At 71.5% G+C, this 19605-nt stretch carries 15 protein-coding genes and 1 pseudogene; 9 read left to right on the top strand and 7 right to left on the bottom strand.

The annotated features are described in order from the left end of the window. The 3 genes from ACFVYF_RS22005 to glgB all read left to right on the top strand — a co-directional run. Positions 1-342, top strand: a 342-nt coding sequence (locus tag ACFVYF_RS22005; protein WP_389457685.1) for an alpha-glucosidase C-terminal domain-containing protein, incomplete at its 5' end; no start/stop codon positions are given. A gap of 94 nt (positions 343-436) precedes the next feature. Beyond that, complete coding sequence (locus tag ACFVYF_RS22000; protein ID WP_389457684.1) at positions 437-1843, top strand: maltokinase; 1407 nt, start codon at positions 437-439, stop codon at positions 1841-1843. Positions 1844-1907: 64 nt separating this feature from the next. Then, entirely contained in the window at positions 1908-4475 is a 2568-nt protein-coding gene (gene glgB / locus ACFVYF_RS21995; RefSeq protein ID WP_389457682.1) for a 1,4-alpha-glucan branching enzyme, read from the top strand. 255 nt (positions 4476-4730) lie between these two features. Here the strand turns inward: glgB and ACFVYF_RS21990 are convergent, their stop codons facing one another. From ACFVYF_RS21990 to ACFVYF_RS21975, 4 genes are all read right to left on the bottom strand, one after another. Further along, complete coding sequence (locus tag ACFVYF_RS21990) at positions 4731-6947, bottom strand: HelD family protein (protein ID WP_389457680.1); 2217 nt, start codon at positions 6945-6947, stop codon at positions 4731-4733. A 187-nt stretch (positions 6948-7134) separates the two neighbouring features. Then, complete coding sequence (trxA, locus tag ACFVYF_RS21985; RefSeq protein WP_389457678.1) at positions 7135-7467, bottom strand: thioredoxin; 333 nt, start codon at positions 7465-7467, stop codon at positions 7135-7137. Beyond that, positions 7464-7892, bottom strand: coding sequence for a MerR family transcriptional regulator (locus ACFVYF_RS21980; RefSeq protein WP_389457676.1), 429 nt, complete (start codon positions 7890-7892; stop codon positions 7464-7466). The genes trxA and ACFVYF_RS21980 overlap by 4 nt, the downstream gene beginning before the upstream one ends. 43 nt (positions 7893-7935) lie before the next feature. Beyond that, complete coding sequence (locus tag ACFVYF_RS21975) at positions 7936-8466, bottom strand: Lrp/AsnC family transcriptional regulator (RefSeq protein ID WP_389457674.1); 531 nt, start codon at positions 8464-8466, stop codon at positions 7936-7938. 130 nt (positions 8467-8596) lie between these two features. On the opposite strand from ACFVYF_RS21975, the gene ACFVYF_RS21970 reads away from it, so the two are divergent. The 3 genes and pseudogenes from ACFVYF_RS21970 to ACFVYF_RS21960 all read left to right on the top strand — a co-directional run bounded on the left by ACFVYF_RS21970 (position 8597) and on the right by ACFVYF_RS21960 (position 11775). Then, positions 8597-9514, top strand: coding sequence for an NAD-dependent epimerase/dehydratase family protein (locus ACFVYF_RS21970; protein ID WP_389457672.1), 918 nt, complete (start codon positions 8597-8599; stop codon positions 9512-9514). A gap of 1 nt (position 9515) precedes the next feature. Beyond that, positions 9516-10402 (top strand): annotated as a pseudogene (locus tag ACFVYF_RS21965) (aldo/keto reductase). A 209-nt stretch (positions 10403-10611) separates the two neighbouring features. Continuing rightward, the gene (locus ACFVYF_RS21960) at positions 10612-11775 is read left to right on the top strand and encodes a serine hydrolase domain-containing protein (RefSeq protein WP_389457670.1); all 1164 of its coding nucleotides are present in this window, start codon (positions 10612-10614) and stop codon (positions 11773-11775) included. 138 nt (positions 11776-11913) lie between these two features. Here ACFVYF_RS21960 and ACFVYF_RS21955 read toward each other — a convergent pair whose 3' ends face one another. Continuing rightward, entirely contained in the window at positions 11914-13743 is a 1830-nt protein-coding gene (locus tag ACFVYF_RS21955) for an MFS transporter (RefSeq protein WP_389457669.1), read from the bottom strand. A gap of 146 nt (positions 13744-13889) precedes the next feature. Between ACFVYF_RS21955 and ACFVYF_RS21950 the strand changes: the two genes are divergently transcribed. Next, positions 13890-14507: a TetR/AcrR family transcriptional regulator gene (locus ACFVYF_RS21950; RefSeq protein WP_389457667.1), complete on the top strand. Its 618-nt coding sequence runs from the start codon at positions 13890-13892 to the stop codon at positions 14505-14507. 259 nt (positions 14508-14766) lie between these two features. Here ACFVYF_RS21950 and ACFVYF_RS21945 read toward each other — a convergent pair whose 3' ends face one another. After that, positions 14767-16182 (bottom strand): cation:dicarboxylate symporter family transporter, encoded by a 1416-nt coding sequence (locus tag ACFVYF_RS21945; RefSeq protein ID WP_389457665.1) that lies wholly within the window; start codon positions 16180-16182, stop codon positions 14767-14769. A gap of 216 nt (positions 16183-16398) precedes the next feature. Between ACFVYF_RS21945 and ACFVYF_RS21940 the strand changes: the two genes are divergently transcribed. Both ACFVYF_RS21940 and ACFVYF_RS21935 read left to right on the top strand, forming a co-directional pair. Next, positions 16399-18114, top strand: coding sequence for an ATP-binding protein (locus ACFVYF_RS21940; protein WP_389457663.1), 1716 nt, complete (start codon positions 16399-16401; stop codon positions 18112-18114). After that, positions 18111-18791: a response regulator gene (locus ACFVYF_RS21935; RefSeq protein ID WP_389457661.1), complete on the top strand. Its 681-nt coding sequence runs from the start codon at positions 18111-18113 to the stop codon at positions 18789-18791. The genes ACFVYF_RS21940 and ACFVYF_RS21935 overlap by 4 nt, the downstream gene beginning before the upstream one ends. A 261-nt stretch (positions 18792-19052) precedes the next feature. Here the strand turns inward: ACFVYF_RS21935 and ACFVYF_RS21930 are convergent, their stop codons facing one another. After that, positions 19053-19499 carry a hypothetical protein gene (locus ACFVYF_RS21930; protein ID WP_389457659.1) on the bottom strand — a complete coding sequence of 149 codons (447 nt, stop codon included), beginning with the start codon at positions 19497-19499 and terminating at the stop codon, positions 19053-19055. Between the last annotated feature and the right edge of the window lie 106 nt (positions 19500-19605).

Here is a 19605-nt window from a genome sequence, read left to right as displayed (position 1 = left end):
TCCATGTCCTCGCCGTCCTCCCTGCTCCACTGGACCCGGCGCATGATCGAAATCCGCAAACAGAACATGGCCTTCGGCCTCGGCTCCTACACCGAGCTGCCGTCCTCCAACCCCGCCGTCATCGCCTTCCTGCGCGAATACAAGGACGACCTGGTGCTGTGCGTCCACAACTTCTCGCGGTTCGCGCAGCCGACGGAGCTGGATCTGAGTGCCTTCAGCGGGAGGCATCCGGTCGAGCTGATCGGCGGGGTGCGCTTTCCGGCCATCGGTGAGCTGCCGTACTTGCTGACGCTCGCCGGACACGGCTTCTACTGGTTCCGGCTCCGCAAGGACCCCGCGTAGAAGCCGCGCAGATCCCGGGCGGGGCGGTTTCCACCGCGCCGCCCGGGGCACGCATCAGTAACACCCCGACCCCCCGGGGAAAGGACGCGACGCCATGTCGGAAGCCATAACCCACTCCGTTACGGCCCCGGTCGCACGCCCCGAACTGCTCGCGTCGCTCGATCCGCTCCTGCGGGAGTGGCTGCCGCGGCAGCGCTGGTTCGCGGGCAAAGGGCGTCCGGTCACGGGATTCACGCTGGTGGCAGCCACGGAACTGCTGCCGCCCAGCGCCACGTCGGCGCTGTACCACCTGCTCGTACAGGCCCATCAGCCGGACTCCCCCGCATCGGGCGCCGTCGCGCACCCCGGGGACTGCTACCAGCTGCTGATAGGCATGCGCGAGGCGCTGCCACCACGGCTGGCGCCCGCGCTGATCGGACATCTGGAAGAAGGCCCCCTGGCCGGGCGGACGGTGTACGAGGCCCTCCATGACCCTCGCGCCGCCGATGTGCTGCTCGAAGCACTGCGGACCGGCGCCCGTATCGGGGAGCTGCGGTTCGGGCGCGACCGGCGCCAGGAGATCCGCGGTGATCTGGTACCGCGGGTGATGACCGCGGAACAGTCCAACTCCTCCGTCGTCTACGGAGATACGTTCATTCTGAAGCTGCTGCGCCGGATCGTGCCGGGGATCAACCCCGATCTGGAGCTGCCGCTGGTGCTCTCCCGCGAGGACTGCCCCCGAGTGCCGGCCCCGACGGCGTGGATGCTCGCCGACCTGGCCGACGAGGACTACGTCCTGGGCGTGCTGCAACCCTTCCTGCAGGGTGCGGCGGACGGCTGGGAGCTGGCCCTGGCCGAACTGGCCAAGGGCGAGGACTTCAGCGGCGAGGCGCGGGCACTCGGGCGGGCCACGGCCGAGGTGCACACGGCGCTCGGCCGCGCGCTCCCCACGCTCACCGTCGGCCACAGCCAGCTGGAACTCATCGTCGGCGGGATGACCGAGCGGCTGGAGGCGGCGGCGCAGGCCGTCCCCGCGCTGCGGCCGTACGCCCCCGGACTGCGCTCCGCCTTCGAAGCGCTCGCCGATCTGGCCCGCGAGGGGCACACCTGGACCGCCCAGCGCATCCACGGTGATCTGCACCTCGGCCAGTGTCTGCGCTCCCCGTCAGGTGAGTGGTCAGTGATCGACTTCGAGGGCGAGCCGTCGAAACCGCTCGCGGAACGCCGGATGCCGCAGCCGGCCGTACGGGACATCGCCGGGATGCTGCGCTCCTTCGACTACGCGGCCCACTCGGCGAAGACCCCGGTGCCCGGCTGGGCCGAGGCCTGCCGGGCCGCCTACTGCAGCGGGTACGCCGAGGTCAGCGGGCGCGACCCGCGCACCGAACCGGTACTGCTGCGCGCCTACGAGACGGACAAGGCGGTCTACGAAGTCCTGTACGAGGCCCGGCACCGGCCCGACTGGCTGCCGGTACCGCTGACCGCGGTGCGCCGGCTCGCCGCGGACGCCGGCACACCGTGAAGCGCGTCCAGGTGACGTGCGTCCCGACCCCTCCCACCTCACCCCTGCCGAGGAGGCCCCGCCCGTGACCCCCCGTCCCCCGTCCGAGGACAGTCCGAAGAAGACCGGCGCGAACGCGAAGAAGCCGGCCGCCGCCGACAAGACGGCCGCCGGGAAGCAGGCGGCCGCCGCCAGGAAGGCGGCCGGGAAGAAGACCGCGGCGACCGCCAAGCGGTCCGCCGAGGAGAAGGCGGCGGTGCAGAAGGCGGCGAAGACGCCGAAGGTGTCCGGGAAGAAGGCCGGCCCCAAGCGGGACACCGTCACCGGGCCCGGAGCCACGCAGCCCACCGTCACCGGGCCCGGCGTCACGGACCCCCCTGCCGGCGAGCCCGGGGTGACGGGCGTGGGCGTCACCGAACCCACTGCTGTCTCCCCCAGCCCCGCAGACCCGCCGGAGGCGCCGCCCTTTGCCGGGGTCGAGTCCTGGGACCGGGAGCGGTTGCTCGGCGGCACGCATCACGACCCGCACGGCGTACTCGGCGCGCATCCCGTGCCCGGCGGCGTGGCCTTCCGCACGCTGCGCCCGTACGCCCTGAAGGTGGCCCTGGTCACCGACGGCCTGCGGGCCGAACTGGACGACGACGGCGACGGGTTCTTCTCGGGACTGCTGCCGCTGCGCGAGATCCCGGAGACGTACCGGCTGGTGGTGACGTACGAGGGGTCGGTCCTGGAGACCGAGGACGCGTACCGTTTCCTGCCCGCGATCGGCGAGTTCGATCTGCATCTGCTCGGTGAGGGCCGGCACGAGCAGCTGTGGAAGGCGCTCGGCGCGGAGCCGATGGAGCACCAGGGCGTGCGCGGCACCCGCTTCACGGTGTGGGCGCCGAACGCACGCGGTGTGCGCGTGGCCGGCAGCTTCAACTACTGGGATCCCACGGGGTATCCGATGCGCTCCCTGGGCTCCACCGGGGTGTGGGAGCTGTTCGTGCCCGCCGTCGGCGAGGGGGAGCTGTACAAGTTCGAGATCACCCGGCCCGACGGTTCGAAGACGCTGCGGGCCGACCCGATGGCCCGGCGCACCGAGGTCCCGCCGAGCACCTCCTCGATCATCGACGCCTCGCACCACGAGTGGCAGGACGCGTCATGGATGTCCGCCCGCGCGCTGCGGCCGGCGCACGAGGCCCCGTTCTCCGTGTACGAGATCCACCTCGCGTCCTGGCGGCCGGGTCTGACGTATCGTCAGCTCGCTGAGCAACTCCCGGCATACGTCTCCGACCTGGGCTTCACCCATGTGGAGCTGATGCCGGTGGCCGAGCACCCGTTCGGCGGCTCCTGGGGCTATCAGGTGACCGGCTTCTACGCGCCCACGGCCCGGATGGGCACCCCCGACGACTTCAAGTACCTGGTCGATGCCCTGCACCGGGCCGGGATCGGGGTCCTCATGGACTGGGTGCCCGCGCACTTCCCGCGCGACGACTGGGCGCTGGCCGAGTTCGACGGACGCCCGCTGTACGAGCACGAGGATCCGGCGCGGGCCGCCCACCCCGACTGGGGCACGCTGGAGTTCGACTACGGCCGCCGGGAGGTGCGCAACTTCCTGGTCGCCAACGCGGTGTACTGGTGCGAGGAGTTCCACATCGACGGGCTGCGGGTGGACGCCGTCGCCTCCATGCTCTACCTCGACTACTCCCGCGAGGCGGGGCAGTGGACCCCCAACGAGCACGGCGGCCGGGAGAACCTCGACGCGGTCGCCTTCCTCCAGGAGATGAACGCCACCGTCTACCGCCGTAACCCGGGTGTCGTCACGATCGCGGAGGAGTCGACCGCCTGGGACGGCGTCACCCGCGCCACCCACCACATCGGGCCCGGCGGTTTCGGCGGTCTGGGCTTCGGGCTGAAGTGGAACATGGGGTGGATGCACGACTCGCTCGACTACGTGCAGCACGACCCGATTCACCGCAGGTTCCACCACAACGAGATGACGTTCTCGATGGTGTACGCCTACAGCGAGAACTACGTGCTGCCCATCTCCCATGACGAAGTCGTGCACGGCAAACGGTCGTTGGTGTCGAAGATGCCGGGCGACTGGTGGCAGCAGCGGGCGACCGACCGCGCCTACCTCGGCTTCATGTGGGCCCATCCCGGCAAGCAACTCCTCTTCATGGGGCAGGAGTTCGCCCAGGGGGCGGAGTGGTCCGAGGCGCACGGGCCCGACTGGTGGCTGCTCGATCCCGCGTACGGGGCCGAGCCCGATCACCGGGGTGTACGCGATCTCGTCCGCGACCTCAACACCGTGTACCGGCACGAGGCCGCCCTGTGGGAGCGCGACACCGAGCCCTCCGGGTTCGCCTGGGTTGCCGGGGACGCCGCGGAGGACAACGTCTTCGCCTTCCTCCGTTACGACGCCGACGGCTCTCCGCTGCTTGCCGTGTCCCACTTCTCGCCGGTGGTCCGGCACGAGTACCGCCTCGGGGTTCCCGACGACGTCCCCGCCTGGCACGAGGTCCTCAACACCGACCTCGCCCGCTACGGCGGTAGCGACGTCACGAATCCCGACCCGGTGAAACCCGAGCCCCACCCCGCGCACGGCCGTCCGGCCAGCATCCGTTTGACCCTGCCCCCGTTGGCCACGGTCTGGCTCCGCCCCGCCTAGGGATTTCCGCCCTCGCCGCCCCTACCCGTCCCGGGGGCCAGCCCCCGGACCCCCGCTCCTCAAACGCCGGAGGGGCTGAATTTTCCCCGTCCGACCCGAGAAATCCTGCACCCCGGGCGGGGAAAGTCTTCAGCCCGTCCGGCGATTGAGGACGAGCGCGAAGCGCGACAAGGGGGTCTGGGGGCTGGCCCCCGGTAAGGGACGGGTAGGGGCGGCGGGGGCGAGAACCCCGTAGGGGCCGCCCCCGCCGAGGGGTCAGGGAGTCTTGAGGGAACCCGGCAGCTCCCCGGTGTGCAGCACGCCGAGTGACTGCGTGGCGCGGGTCAGTGCGACGTACAAGTCACTCGTGCTGTAGCGAGCAGGCTCGACCACCAGGACGGAGTCGAATTCGAGCCCCTTGGCCTGACGGGGGTCGAGCAGCACGACCGCCCGGGTGAGGTCGGGCTCCTCCCCGGCCGTCACCCCGTCGAGCCGCGCGGCCAGCGTTCGATGGAGATCACGGGGCGCGATCACCGCGAGCCGCCCCTCCACGGGGGCCAGCTCGGCGACGGCCTTGGCGACGGCACCGGGCAGATCGTGCGCGAGGCGCACCCAGGGCCGTACACCCGTCGACCGCACCGAACTCGGCGGTTCGAAGCCGGGGTTCTCGGCCCGCGGGACGGCCGCCGCGAGGTCCATGATCTCGGACGGGGTGCGGTAGTTGACGGCGAGCCGGGTGTGCTCCCAGCGGTCCTCGACGTACGGGGCGAGGATCTCCGACCAGGAGCCGACCCCGGCGGCCTCGGAGGTCTGCGCGGGGTCGCCGACCAGGGTCATCGAACGGGTCGGACTGCGCCGCATGAGCAGCCGCCACGCCATCGGCGACAACTCCTGCGCCTCGTCGACGATGATGTGCCCGAACGCCCAGGTGCGGTCGGCCGCGGCCCGCTCGGCGGCGCTGCGGTGGTCGTCCTCCTCGTGCCGCTCGGCGAACCGTTCCGCGTCGATGATGTCGTGCGCGGACAGGATCTCGGAGTCCTCCTCGTCCTTGTCCTCGAACTCGTAGGTACGGGAGGCGTAGGAGACGTCCAGCACGCCCTGGGCGTAGGCGACCTGTGCGTTCCGGTGCCGCTCGGCGAGCGCCCGGGCGATCCGGTCGTCCTCGCCGAGGAGTTCGGCCGCCTCGTCGAGGAGCGGGACGTCCGCGGTGGTCCAGTCCCGGGTGACGGGACGGCGGATCGCCGCCGCGTCCTCGTCGGACACGTATCCCCCGGGCTCCGCGAGGAAGTCCGCCACCAGACGGGCCGGCGTCAGCCGCGGCCACAACTGGTCGATGGCCGCCCAGACTTCGGGGTTCTCGGCGAGTTCGTCGCGGATCTGTGTGATGTCGCTCGGGTCGAGGAGGTTGGATCCGTCGAAGGGGTCCGTGCCGATGCGTTCGGCGAGCATGTCCGTGAGGGTGTTGAGGATGTGGCCCTCGAAGTGCTCGCGGGCCGCGTTGTGCGGGAGTCCCACCGCGCGGGTGCGCTCGCGGGCCACCTGCACGAGGCCCTCGTCGAGCATCAGTATGTCCCGGTCGTGCTCGACGGCGATCACCGGATCGGGGAGGGCCTGGCGGTCGCGTACGACGTCGACGAGGACGTCGGCCATGTCCGCACGGCCCTTCACGGCGGCGGCCCGGGGAGTGTCCTGGGCGGTCGCCTTCACGCCGGGGAAGAGCTCGCCGACCGTGGCGAGCAGGACGCCCGTCTCACCGAGCGAGGGCAGCACCTCGCCGATGTAGCCGAGGAAGGCCGGGTTGGGGCCGACGATCAGGACGGCCCGCTTGGCGAGCAACTCCCGGTGTTCGTAGAGGAGATAGGCGGCCCGGTGCAGTGCCACGGCCGTCTTGCCGGTGCCGGGGCCGCCTTCGACGACCATGATGCCCCGGTGCGGGGCGCGGATGATGCGGTCCTGCTCGGCCTGGATGGTCTGCACGATGTCGGCCATCCGGCCGGTGCGCGCCGAGTTGAGCGCGGCGAGGAGGACGGCATCGCCCGTCGGGTCCTCGTGGCCGGTGCGCTCCTGGTCGCCGAGGTCGAGGATCTCGTCGTGCAGGCCGGTGACCCGCCGGCCGTCGGTGGTCAGGTGCCGGCGGCGGCGCAGGTCCATCGGCGTATGGCCGGTGGCGAGGTAGAAGGGGCGGGCGACCGGGGCCCGCCAGTCGATGAGGATCGGGGTGAGCTCGGCGTCGTCGGCGCGGATGCCGATACGGCCGATGTGGTGGCTGACTCCGTTGGTGAGGTCGATGCGGCCGAAGCAGAGCGAGCCGTCCACGGCGTTCAGCGCGGCGAGCAGCCCGGACCGTTCGGCGACGAGGACATCCCGTTCGAGGCGGGCCTGCATGGGCGTGTTGCCCTGCCCCAGCGCGTCCACGACGGAGGCCTCGGTGCTGCCCCGCAGCGCGTCCACACGTGTGTACAGCCCGTCGATGAATTCCTGCTCCTGCCGCAATTCATCGTCTGGAAATTCGGTGTTTGACAATTCCGCTCCCGGCCGGATATACTGTGCCCAGTGAACTTCTTCGTGACCCAATATCCTTGAAGTCGCGAACCATTGAATATACGCAAAAGAATCCCCCGAGCGCAATTGCTCGAGGGATTCTTTTGCGTTCAGTGGCCGGTTCGGCCGGCCCGCCGGGTCAGAGCACGTCGGCCAGCTCCGCCAGCAGCCGCCTCTTGGCCCGCGCCCCCACCATCGATTTCACCGGCTCCCCGTCCCGGAACACCATGAGGGTCGGCATCGCCATGACGCCGTACGCGATGGTGGTCCCCGGATTCGCGTCCACGTCGAGCTGGACGACCTTGAGCCGCTCGCCCTCTTCGGCCGCGATGTCGCTGAGGACGGGGGCGAGCTGACGGCACGGGCCGCACCAGTCGGCGGTGAACTCCACCAGCACCGGCAGGTCCGCCCCGATCACCTCCGCCGCGAAGTCCGCGTCCGTCACTTCCGCCACGCCTGCTGCCTTGATCACTGCGTCCGTCCTCCCAGTTCGCACACGGGTTCCGGGCCGCCCGGAACCTCCGCGTCGGCCGCCAGCACGTCGCGCGCCCGCTCGGCCCTGGCCAGCTGGGCACCGACGTGCGCGCGCACGGCTTGCAACTCGCCGATCAGCGCGTCGAGTTCGCCGAGCTTGCGGCGGTACACGGCGAGCGACGCCGGGCAGGAGTCGCCCTCCGGGTGGCCGGCCCGCAGACAGTCCACGAAGGGCCGCGTCTCCTCGAGGTCGAACCCGAAGTCCTGCAGCGTCCTGATCTGCCGCAGCAGCCTCAGATCGTCCTCGTCGTAGGTCCGGTACCCGTTGCCGCCCCGCCGCGCGGGCAGCAGCCCCCGCGACTCGTAGTAGCGCAGGGTCCGCGTGGTCGTCCCGGCCCGCGCCGCCAGCTCGCCGATTCGCATGCCCCGACGGTAATCCTTGACGCCGACGTCAAGGCAAGCGGTCTCAGGGCGAGCGGTCGGCCACGGGCGGGAGCAGCGGCTTCCGCTCCACCGGGGAGGACAGCACGATCGACGTCGTCGTCCGGCCCAGGGCGGAGGTCTGTTCCAGGATCTCCTCCAGGTGAATGGTGTCCTGGACCGCGACCTTGAGGATCCAGCAGTCCTCCCCGACCACGTGGTGGACCTCCACGATCTCCGGGCGGGCGAGGAGTTCGAGGGTCCTGGGGTGCCTGAGGTTGTAACCGCCGTGCGGATTGACGCGGATGAAGGCCCGGATGCCGTAGCCGAGGCGGGCCGGCGCGACATGGGCGCCGTAGCCGGTGATCGCGCCCGTCGACTCCAGGCGGCGCACCCGCTCGGCGACGGCCGCCGGGCTGAGTCTGACCCGGCGGCCCAACTCGCTGAGCTTGATGCGGCCGTCGCTCTGCAGCAGCTCCAGGATCTGCCGGTCCAGCGCGTCGAAGGCCACCGATGTTTCGTTGGCGGCGGCGCGTAGATGCCGTGGTTCCTTCGGTGCGGCGACCAGATCTCCCATGACTCCCCCTTCAGACCTGCTGCGTACGGAGGAAGAATTATGACCACAGACAAGGCGGGAGCACGGCACAGAAGCCGCCGGAACAATCCGCGGGGAACAGTCGCGGGAATGGACATTCGGGAGGGACGTCGTGCGCGACGTATGTGTCATCGGTGGCAACCGGTATTTCGGAAAGAGGCTGACAGCCCGGCTGCTGGCCGCCGGGGACCGGGTCACCGTCATCAATCGCGGCTCTTCGGAGCCGCCCGTCGGAGCGATTCATCTGGTCGCCGACCGGAATGACGAGCATTCCCTGGAAAAGGCGCTGGGCTCGCGCACCTTCGACGTCGTCGTCGACCAGGTCTGCTACACACCCCGGCAGGCGGCCGTCGCACGCAGCGTCTTCGCCGGCCGCACCCGCCGGTACGTCATGACCTCCACGGTGGAGGTGTACGGATACGAGGACTCGGCAGCACCGGTGCGCGAGGAGGCCGTCGACCCCCGATCGGTCGCCGTCGACCTCGAACTCCCCTGGGACGACCCGGATTTCCTCGCATCCCACTACGGGGAGGGCAAACGGCAGGCCGAGGCGGTCCTGGCGAGCGACCCCGCCTTCCCGTACGTGGCCGTGCGCGTCGCCCATGTGCTGGGCGGGGGAGACGACTTCACCGGACGGCTCGACCACTACGCCCGGCGGATCGAGGCGGGTGAGCCGATTGCCGTACCGACGGTGAACCACCCGGCGACGTACATCCATGTCGACGAGATCAGCGATTTCCTGGCCTGGGTGGTGGACGGGGAATTCACCGGGCCGGTGAACGCGGCGTCCCACGGAGCCCTCACCACGGAGGAGTTGTGCGCGGCCGTGGCCGCGCGCATTCCGGGTGGAAGGACGGTGTTCCGGAGCGTGGAGGTCGGCGAGGTCTCGCCGTTCTCCTTCACCCGCTCGTACGGGATGGACAACTCCCGGGCCACCGGGCTCGGTTTCACCTTCGGGCAGGCCCGGGAGTGGCTGCCGCGCGCCGTCGCCGAAACCCTCGCCTCCGTATCTCCCGGGAAGGACAACTGACGTGCGATATCGCGCACTTGGCACGCTGCGCGTGGGGGCGGTCGGGCTCGGCGCGATGCCGCTGTCCATCGAGGGGCGCCCGGACGAGGCCCGCGCCCTGGCCACCGTGCACGCCGCGCTCGACGCGGGCGTCACCCTCATCGACACCGCCGACTCGTACCACCTGCCCGGCGACGGGCCCGGCCACAACGAGCGGCTCGTCGCCCGCGCGCTCGCCACCTACGGCGGTGACACGGCCGACGTGCTGGTCGCCACGAAGGGCGGCCGCGGCAGGCCGGCCGACGGAAGCTGGACGGTGACCGGCACACCCCGCCACCTCAAGGCGGCCGCCGAGGCCTCCCTGAAGCGGCTCGGGGTGGACGCCATCGGCCTCTATCAACTGCACAAACCCGACCCGCCGTCCCCTTCGAGGAGTCCGTCGGCGCCCTGCGCGAGATGCTGGACGAGGGCAAGATCCGGCTCGCCGGTATCTCGAACAGCGACACGGCCCGGATCCGGCAGGCGCACGCGATCCTCGGCGACAGCCTGGTCTCGGTCCAGAACAGGTACTCCCCCGCGGCCCGGGACAGTGACCCCGAGCTGCGCCTGTGCGCCGAACTGGGCCTCGCCTTTCTGCCCTGGAGCCCCTTGGGCGGGATCTCCCGCAGCTCCCTCGACGGACCGTCGGAGGTGGAGTCCGACGGCTTCGGAGCGTTCCATGAGGTGGCGCTCGCACGCGGAGTGAGTCCCCAACAGGTCTGCCTGGCCTGGCATTTGGCCCAGTCCCCCACCGTGGTCCCGATTCCGGGCGCGCGCCGCCCCGTGACGATCGAGGACTCGGCGGGCGCGGCGGACCTGGTGCTGGAGGCGGAGGAGCTGGCGCGACTGAACGCGGCGACGGGGCGATAGTGCTGTGCCGCCCCGGCAGGACCGCGGGACACCCGGGCGCACCGTCGGCACGCGGGACGGCACGGGTGCCCGTCGGAGCCCGGACCGTCGTGCGTCGCACCCGCGGAGCACAAGGGCGGAACCGGTGAAAACGGCGGTGCACCGGCGATGATTCCGCCGGGTCGAGGAAGTCTTACCTCAGAGACCACTCCCCTCCCGAAGGCGGACCGATGAGCACCCTGCACGACCTTCTCGAGCACTACGTCAGCGACGGCTGGACCCCCGGCGCCGTAGGTCTGATCGCCCGCGGTGACCAGGTCGAGGTGGCCGCGGTCGGTTCCCTCGACGTCGAGGGGACGGCGCCCATGGCACGGGACTCCGTCTTCCGTATCGCCTCCATCACCAAGCCGGTCACCGCCGCGGCGGTGATGATGCTGGTCGAGGAAGGGCGCGTCGCGCTGCACGACCGGGTGGACCAGTGGCTCCCCGAGCTGGCGAAACCGATGGTCGTACGGACGCCGGAGAGTCCCGTCGACGATCTGGTGCCGGCCGCCCGGCCGATCACCGTGGAGGACCTGCTCACCTCCCGCGCCGGGTACGGCTTCCCGTCCGACTTCTCGCTCCCCCAGGTCCAGGAGCTGTTCACGGTGCAGAAGGACGGCCGCAACCCGGAGAGCTTCCCGGCGCCGGACGAGTGGATGGCCGCGCTGGCCCGGATCCCGCTGCTGTACCAGCCCGGCGAGGCGTGGCTCTACGGCACCTGTTCCGACATCCAGGGCGTGCTGATCGCCCGGGTCACCGGCCGGCCCCTGCACGCGTTCATGGCCGAGCGGATCTTCGAGCCGCTGGGGATGACGGACACCGGCTTCGCGGTGCCGGCCGGCCGGCGCGACCGCTTCGCCGGCTACTACCAGGTCGACGGCGCGGGCGGCCTGGAGCTGGTCGACGGTCCCGACGGGCGGTGGAGCAGCCTGCCGGCCTTCCCGTCCGGCGGTGGCGGGCTCGTGTCCACCGCCGACGACTGGCTGGCCTTCGGCCGGATGCTGCTCGCCGGCGGGGCGGCCCCCGACGGCCGGCGTCTTCTGTCGCCCGAGTCGGTACGGCTGATGACCACCGACCACCTCACCGACGTCCAGCGCGCCGTCGGTGCCCTGTTCCTGGAGGGCCAGGGCTGGGGCTACGGCGGCTCGGTCGACATCGCGCCGCTCGCCCCCTGGTCGGTCCCGGGGCGGTACGGCTGGGTGGGTGGCACCGGCACCACCGCCCACATCATCCCGTCCACCGACACCGTGGCGATCCTGCTCACTCAGCGGGGCATGGAGAGCCCGCTGCCGAACGCCCTGCAGCGGGACTTCTGGCAGCATGCGGCCACCCACGGCGTCGGGCCGGCCTGACCTGCCGGCCGACCGACCCGCCTGCCGTCCGGCAGGCCCCAGGGGTTGGCACCCGCCCCCTGGGCACCCGCCCTCTCCGCCCCGGGGTCCCGCATCCCGAGCACGGCACGGGACCCGAGGACGGGGTTCCTTGGAACGTCAGCGCGTCGCGCCGTGGACGGACTCGGACTCGTCGGCGGACTCGTCGGCGGACTTCCCCGTGAGCGCCTCGGCGGACTTCTCCGTGAGCGCCTCCGTGCCGTCGCCGGCCGCCTTCGCGGACCCCTCCGTGAGCGCCTCCGTGCCGTCGCCGGCCGCCTTCGCGGACCGCTCCTCCGTGGGCCGCCCCGCCTCGGGCTGCTCCTCGGCCGCGTTCGACCCGCGCGGCAGCAGGACCGCCACCAGGACCGTGCCGATGCCGAGGATCACCGCGCCGACGAGGCTGGTGTGCGCGACCGCGTCCGCGAAGGACGAGCCGACCGCGTCCGCCATCTGCCGGGCGCCCTGGGTGAGCTGGTCGGCCTGGGCCTTCAGCTGGGCGGCCTGCTCGGTGCTGCCGGCGTGGGCCGCCTGCTCGCCGAGCTGCCGTGCCTTGTCCCCGATGCCCTGAGCCACCCCGTAGCCCGCGCCCACCGAATCCTGGGCGGTGGACAGGGCGCCCGCCGGCAGCTTGCTGCCGGCGACCTCGTCGGAGAGGTGCGAGGAGTACGAACTCGCCAGCACCGAACCGAGGATCGCGATGCCGAGCGAGCCGCCCAGCTCCAGCGACGTGTCGTTCACGGCACCGCCGACGCCCAGCTCGCTCTCGGGGAACGCGCCCATGATGGCGTCCGTGCAGGGCGAGAGCGCCAGCCCGATCGCGAGTCCCAGGATGGCAAGCGGCAGGACGAAGTCGCCGTACGAGGAGGCCGCGTCGACCTGGGTGAGCAGCGCGAGCGCCGCCGTGCCGCCGACCATGCCCGCGGTGACGGTGATCTTCATGCCGACGCGCGGGGTGAGGTACGCGGTGAGCGCCGAGCCGACGAACACGGCCCCGGCGAGCGGGAGCATGCGCACTCCGGTGTCCAGGGCGTCGTATCCGAGGACGAACTGGAGGTGCTGGGTGAGGAAGTAGAAGGCGCCGAAGACGGCGAGGAAGAAGAGCGCGACGGCGAGGTTGGAGCCCGCGAACCGGCGGTTGGCGAAGCGGCGCACGTCGATGACCGGGCGCGGGTGGCGCAGCTCCCACAGGACGAAGAGCACGAAGCCGGCGCCGGCGACCACCGCGGCGGTCACGGCCTTCACACCCCACCCGAAGTGCGGACCCTCGATGATCATGTAGACCAGCGAACCGATCCAGAGCACGGACAGCAGGCCGCCGACGTAGTCGATGCGGTGGTCGTGCCCGGCCTTGGACGGCGGTACGAGGACGAAGGCGCCGATGATGGCGAGCGCGGCGATCGGCACGTTGATCAGGAACGTCGAGGACCAGCCGTGGTGCTCCAGCAGGGCGCCGGCGACCAGCGGTCCGGCCGCGATGGCGAGTCCCGCGGTGGCCGTCCACAGCGTGATCGCCTTGGCGCGCTCGGCGCGCGGGAAGGTCGCGGCGAGGAGGGAGAGGGTGGCGGGCATGATGAGCGCCGCCCCGACGCCCATCACGGCACGCGCGGCGATGACACCCGTGGAGCTGTCCACGAGCGAGCCCGCGACGGCGCCGCCGCCGAAGACGACGAGGCCGAGGACGAGGGCGCCCCGGCGGCTGTACTTGTCGCCGATCGCGCCGAGCAGCAGCATCAGCGCGGCGTACGGGACGGTGTAGCCGTCGATGACCCACTGCAGGTCGGCGCTGGACAGACCCAGGTCCTGGGTCATGTCCGGGGCCGCGACCGTGAGGGCGGTGTTCGCCATCACGATGATCAGCAGACTCAGACACAGCACCAGCAGGGCCCACCAGCGACCCGCGTAGGGCCGGCACATCTGCTCGACCGGTTCGTTCTTGACGAGACGCATGGGTACGGTCGCCCTCCCTCAATCTACTTGCACACTGCTGTGCAACTACGTGACACTGGCAATGTAGGCCTGTTGCACACCGCTGTGCAAATCAAGGAGGTGAAGCCCTCGCGAGCGAGCCGTGGCTCGCCTCGGGGGCGGGCAGAATGGCAGCCATGACGACGGACAGCCCCAGCCGCGCGGAGGTGAACCGCCGCCGCATCCTCGACATCGCGCTCACGGAGCTGCTGCGCGACCCCGACGCGTCCATGGACCAGATCGCGAAGGCCGCGGGCGTGGTACGACGCACGGTGTACGGGCACTTCCCCAGCCGTGAGGCGCTGATCGGCACCCTGTTCGAAGCGGCGGTGCAGACGGTGGAGGCGGCGCATGCCGCGGGCCGGGAGGGGGTCGAGGACCCGGCGGAGTCACTGATCCGCTCGATGCTCGCGGTCTGGGAGATCGCCGACCGCTACCGGCTGCTGGTGGCGCTGGCCCAGCACAGTGTCACGGTCCAGGGCATTCGCGAGCGGCTGGCCCCGGTCCGCGATGCCTGCGTGGAGGTGCTCCAACACGGCCTGGACCAGGGCGTGTTCGAGTCGCCGCTGCCCGCCCCCGCACTCGCCTACGCGCACGAGCAGATGCTGTTCGCCCTCATGGAGGCGGTGAACGACGGGCTGCTGGCACCGGAGGAAGCGGGCCGCTCCGCTGTGATCACCGTGATGACGACGGTGGGCGTACCCCTCGCGCGCGCCACCGAGCTGGTGACGGAACTGAGCGGCTGACCCGGCCGAACCGGCGGGAACCGGGTGCCACGGACACCCACCGCACCGCCGTCTCCGCTGACCCCGCCGAACCGGCAGGAACCGGGCGCCACGGACAGCTGCCGCGTCGCCGGCCGAACCCGCGCGGAAATGACCGAGTGGCCCGGCCACGGGGGATGGCCAGACCACTCGGCCTGAACCGAGGGCCAGGCCAACGGGGGGTGACCCGGCCACTCGGCGGCTTTTCTTGAGCGGCGCCCGTGCGGGCGACGCGGGGCGGCTACGCCTTGGCGAGCTCCTTCTCACCGCCCTGCTCGGGCACCTCCGCCGGGACGGGGTCCCGGCCGTCGTCCAGCAGGGTCTTCTCGTCGAAGGGCAGTCCGCCCGCGAGGACCAGGTCCACCCGCGCCTTGTCGACCTCGCCGGTCCAGGTGCCGATGAGCAGCGTGGCGACCGCGTTGCCCGCGAAGTTGGTGACGGCGCGGGCCTCGCTCATGAAGCGGTCGATGCCGATGATCAGGCCGACGCCGTCCACCAGGGCGGGCTTGTGGGACTGCAGACCACTGGCCAGTACGGCGATACCGGAGCCGGAGACACCCGCGGCGCCCTTCGAGGCGATCATCATGAAGAGCAGCAGGCCGATCTGCTGGCCGATGCCCATCGGCTGGTCCATCGCGTCGGCGATGAAGAGCGAGGCCATGGTCAGGTAGATCATCGTGCCGTCGAGGTTGAACGAGTAGCCGGTCGGCACGGTGATGCCGACGACCGGGCGGCTGACACCCAGGTGCTCCATCTTCGCGATGAGTCGCGGCAGCGCGGACTCGGACGACGAGGTGGAGACGATCAGCAGGAACTCCCGGCCGAGGTACCTCAGCAGGTGGAAGAGATTGACCTTGGCCACCAGCTTCACCAGCGTGCCGAGCACGATCACGATGAACAGGAAACAGGTGATGTAGAAGCCGAACATGATCGTGGCCAGCGCCTTGAGCGCGTCCATGCCCGTCTCGCCGATGACCGCGGCCATCGCGCCGAAGGCACCGACCGGAGCGGCCCACATGATCATGCCGAGGACCCGGAAGACCAGCTTCTGGATGTGTTCGACCCCGCGCAGCACCGGCTCACCGGCGCGCCCCATGGCCTGCAGCGCGAAGCCCACGAGCAGCGCGACCAGCAGCGTCTGCAGCACCTGGCCCTCGGTGAACGCCGAGACGAACGTGGTCGGGATGATCCCGAGCAGGAAGTCGACCGGTCCCTCGGCGGCGGCCTGCGCCTGGGTGTGGCCCACGCCCTTCACGGCCTCGGTCAGATGCATCCCGCTGCCCGGGTGGATGATGTTGCCGACGACCAGGCCGATGGCCAGCGCCACGAAGGACATGCAGATGAAGTAGCCGAGGGCGAGACCGCCGACCTTGCCGACCTTGGCCGCCTTGCGGACCGAGCCGACCCCGAGCACGATCGTGCAGAAGATGATCGGCGAGATCATCATCTTGATCAGGTTCACGAAGCCCGTGCCGATCGGCTTGAGCTCCTTGGCGAAGTCCGGCGCGGCGAACCCGACGATGATGCCGAGAACCACCGCGGCGATCACCGCGATGTACAGGTAGTGCGTGCGGTCCCGCTTGGCGGCGGGTGCGGCAGGTGCCGCTTCGGGTGTGCTGGTCACGACTGCCCTCCTTGACGACGTCGTCGGCATCATCCGGCGTGCGGCTCACGTCCGGGGGGACCGGGGGCCTGCCCCGGGTGGGGGCCGAACCAGGAGCGAGGCTCCCGGGTCGGGGTCGGACCGGGGTCTCGTTCCCGGGCCGGTCCCGGAAACACGCGACCGGGATGCGGTGACTATCTCCCGCCCTGTGAGGGCGGTCACCCTTCCGTTCATTTAGTTCACACTGATACGGGGAGGCAGACTGACGACATGCGCATTCCCCGCGTACCGCGCCCCCGCAGTCTGGCCGGCCAGCTGTTCGCCATGCAGGCCGTGCTGATCGCCGTCGTCGTGGCCGGGTACGCGCTGTTCACGTACATCAGCGACCGCAGCCAGGCCGAGGAGGCGGCGGGCCGCCAGGCCATGGCCGTCGCCCGCTCGGTGGCGGACGCCCCTTCGGTACGGGCGGCGATCCGCACCGACGACCCGACGAAGACCCTTCAGCCGTACGCCCTCCAGGTGCAGCGGCACACCGGCGTCGACTTCGTCACGATCATGAACCCGCAGGGCATCCGCTGGACCCACCCCAACGAGAAGCTGATCGGCGAGCACTTCCTCGGCCACACGGCCCGTGCTCTGCGGGGCGAGTCCTTCACGGAGACGTACACGGGCACCCTCGGTCCCTCCGTGCGCGCCGTCACGCCGATCGACGACGGCGGGCAGGTCGTCGGCCTGGTCAGCGCGGGGATCAAGGTCGAGGCGATCAGCGCGCGGGTCCAGGACCAGGTGACGGCCCTGATCGGGGTGGCGGCGGGCGCCCTGGCGCTGGGCGGTCTCGGCACGTACGTGGTCAACGCCCGGCTGCGCCGGCACACCCACAACATGAACGCGGCCGAGCTCAGCCGTATGCACGACTACCACCAGGCCGCCCTGCACGCCGTACGCGAGGGTCTGCTGATGCTGGACGGGCAGTACCGGGTGGCGCTGGTCAACGACGGGGGGCAGGAGCTGCTGGGGGTGTCCGGCGACGCTGTCGGGCTGTCGGTCGCGGAGCTGGGCCTCCCGGCGCCCCTGACCGGCGCGCTGCTGTCCTCCGAGCCACGGATGGACGAAGTGCATCTGACGGCCACCCGGGTCCTGGTGGTGAACACCTCACCGGTCTCGGGCGGCGAGCGCCGGGGCACCGTCGTGACCCTGCGCGATGTGACCGAACTCCAGTCCCTGATGGGTGAGTTGGACTCGGAACGCGGCTTCACCCAGGCGTTGCGCTCACAGGCGCACGAGGCGGCGAACCGCCTGCACACCGTGGTGTCGCTGATCGAACTGGGCCGTGCCGAGGAGGCGGTCGACTTCGCCACCGCGGAGCTGGAGCTGGCGCAGACCCTGACGGACCACGTGGTGGCGGCGGTCAGCGAACCGGTCCTGGCCGCCCTGCTCCTGGGCAAGGCCGCGCAGGCGAACGAGCGGGGCGTGGAACTGGTGGTCGCGCAGGAGAGCGCCATCGACGACGGGCTCCTGCCCGACTCGCTGCCCGCGCGTGACCTCGTCACCGTGCTGGGCAACCTGATCGACAACGCGGTGGACGCGGCTCAGGGCACCGCGGGAGCCCGCGTCACCGTCACCGCGGTCACCGACGACGACGGCCTGGTGCTCCGGGTCGCCGACACCGGTACCGGAGTGGACCCGGCCCACGCGGAGGCGGTCTTCCAGCGCGGCTGGTCCACGAAGCCCGCGGGACCCGGTGGCCGGGGGCTCGGGCTGGCTCTCGTACGGCAGGCGGTGAGCCGGCACGACGGGACACTGACGGTGCGGGAGGCGGCCGGGGGCGGGGCGGAGTTCGAGGCGCGGTTGCCGTTGCCTACGGTTGCCTCGGCACCGGCGGTCGCCGGCAGGGCGGACGCCGGGCCCGCCGAGTCCGCCCGCGGGAGCGACTCCGTGTCTCAGCACGTCAAGCCCGCCCAGCCCGTGCCTGGAGGCGACGTATGAACGAGCCGATCCGCGTCCTGGTCGTGGAGGACGACCCCGTCGCCGCCGACGCGCACGTCCTGTACGTCGGGCGCGTGCCCGGCTTCGTCGCGGTGGGCAAGGCGCACACCGGCGCGGAGGCCCGGCGCGCCCTGGACCGTACGCCGGTGGACCTGTTGCTGCTGGACCTGCATCTGCCCGATGTGCACGGCCTGCAGCTGGCGCGCTCGCTGCGCGCCGCCGGCTACCACGCGGACGTGATAGCGGTGACGTCCGCACGGGACCTGGCCGTCGTACGCGAAGGGGTCTCGCTCGGGGTCGTCCAGTACGTCCTGAAGCCGTTCACGTTCGCCACCCTGCGCGACCGTCTCGTGCGGTACGCCGAGTATCACGCGGCGGCCGGTGAGGCGAGCGGCCAGGACGAGGTGGACCGTGCCCTCGCCACCCTCCGCGCCCCCGGCCCCGCCGCGCTCCCGAAGGGGCTGAGCGCCCCGACCCTGGAACGCGTCACGGTCACCCTCCGGGACTGCGCCGGGAGCGGCCTGACCGCGGCCGGTGTCGCCGAGGCGGTCGGCATCTCCCGGATCACCGCGCGCCGGTATCTGGAGCACCTGGTGGACTCCGGCCGGGCGGCCCGCAGCCCGCAGTACGGCCAGGTGGGCCGGCCGGAGCTGCAGTACCGCTGGGTGAAGGGGTAAGCCCGTCAGACGCGCACGAACCCGGCGGCGGGCCGGCCCGGCAGACGCGTGACGGCCACGAACACCCCGTCAGTCACGCACGGGTCCGCCGGCAGGCCGGCCCGGCAGACGCGTGACAGCCACGAACACCCCGTCAGACACGCACGGGTCCGCCGGCAGGCCGGCCCGGCAGACACGTGACAGCCACGAACACCCCGTCAGACACGCACAGGCCCGCCGGCAGGCCGGCCCGGCAGACACGTGACGGCCACGAACACCCCGTCAGACACGCACGGGTCCGCCGGCGGGCCGGCCCGGCAGGCGCGTGACGGCCACGAAGATCGCGAAGGCGGCCAGGCTCCCGGCGGCGAGGCCGGGGTAGTCGGCCCAGTCGGGATCGGTGGGCGCGGACGTCACGGCCCGGACGAGCCGGTCGACCGCCCAGCCGGCTCCCAGCGCGGCCACGAAGGCCGGCCACCGGTGCCGGACCCCGTTGTTCACCTCGTCGACCAGGGCGTGCAGCACCCCGAGCACGCACACGATCACCACCATGTCCCCCCAGCCGAGGGCGGCGAAGCCGGCCCCGACCACGGCGAGGGCGGCCCAAACCCGGGCCAGGGGCCGGATCGGGGCGGCATCGCGCGGGGCGTCCCGCGGCAGCCAAAAGAACCGCCGCACGCTCCGCGTGAATCCGCGCGGGGCGTGGTCCGAGGTGTCGTCCGAGGTCATGGCGCTCCCTGACGGGTGAAGGTGATCGATTCCCCTTATATGCGGACCAGTTCGGCCGGCACCAAGTGGACTCGCCACCACGCCCGATGGTTGCGCGCCCGCGGCA

The organism is Streptomyces sp. NPDC058274 (assembly GCF_042881375.1).
In the GTDB taxonomy this organism is placed as follows: domain Bacteria; phylum Actinomycetota; class Actinomycetes; order Streptomycetales; family Streptomycetaceae; genus Streptomyces.
This window is presented reverse-complemented; position numbering and strand designations above follow the sequence as displayed.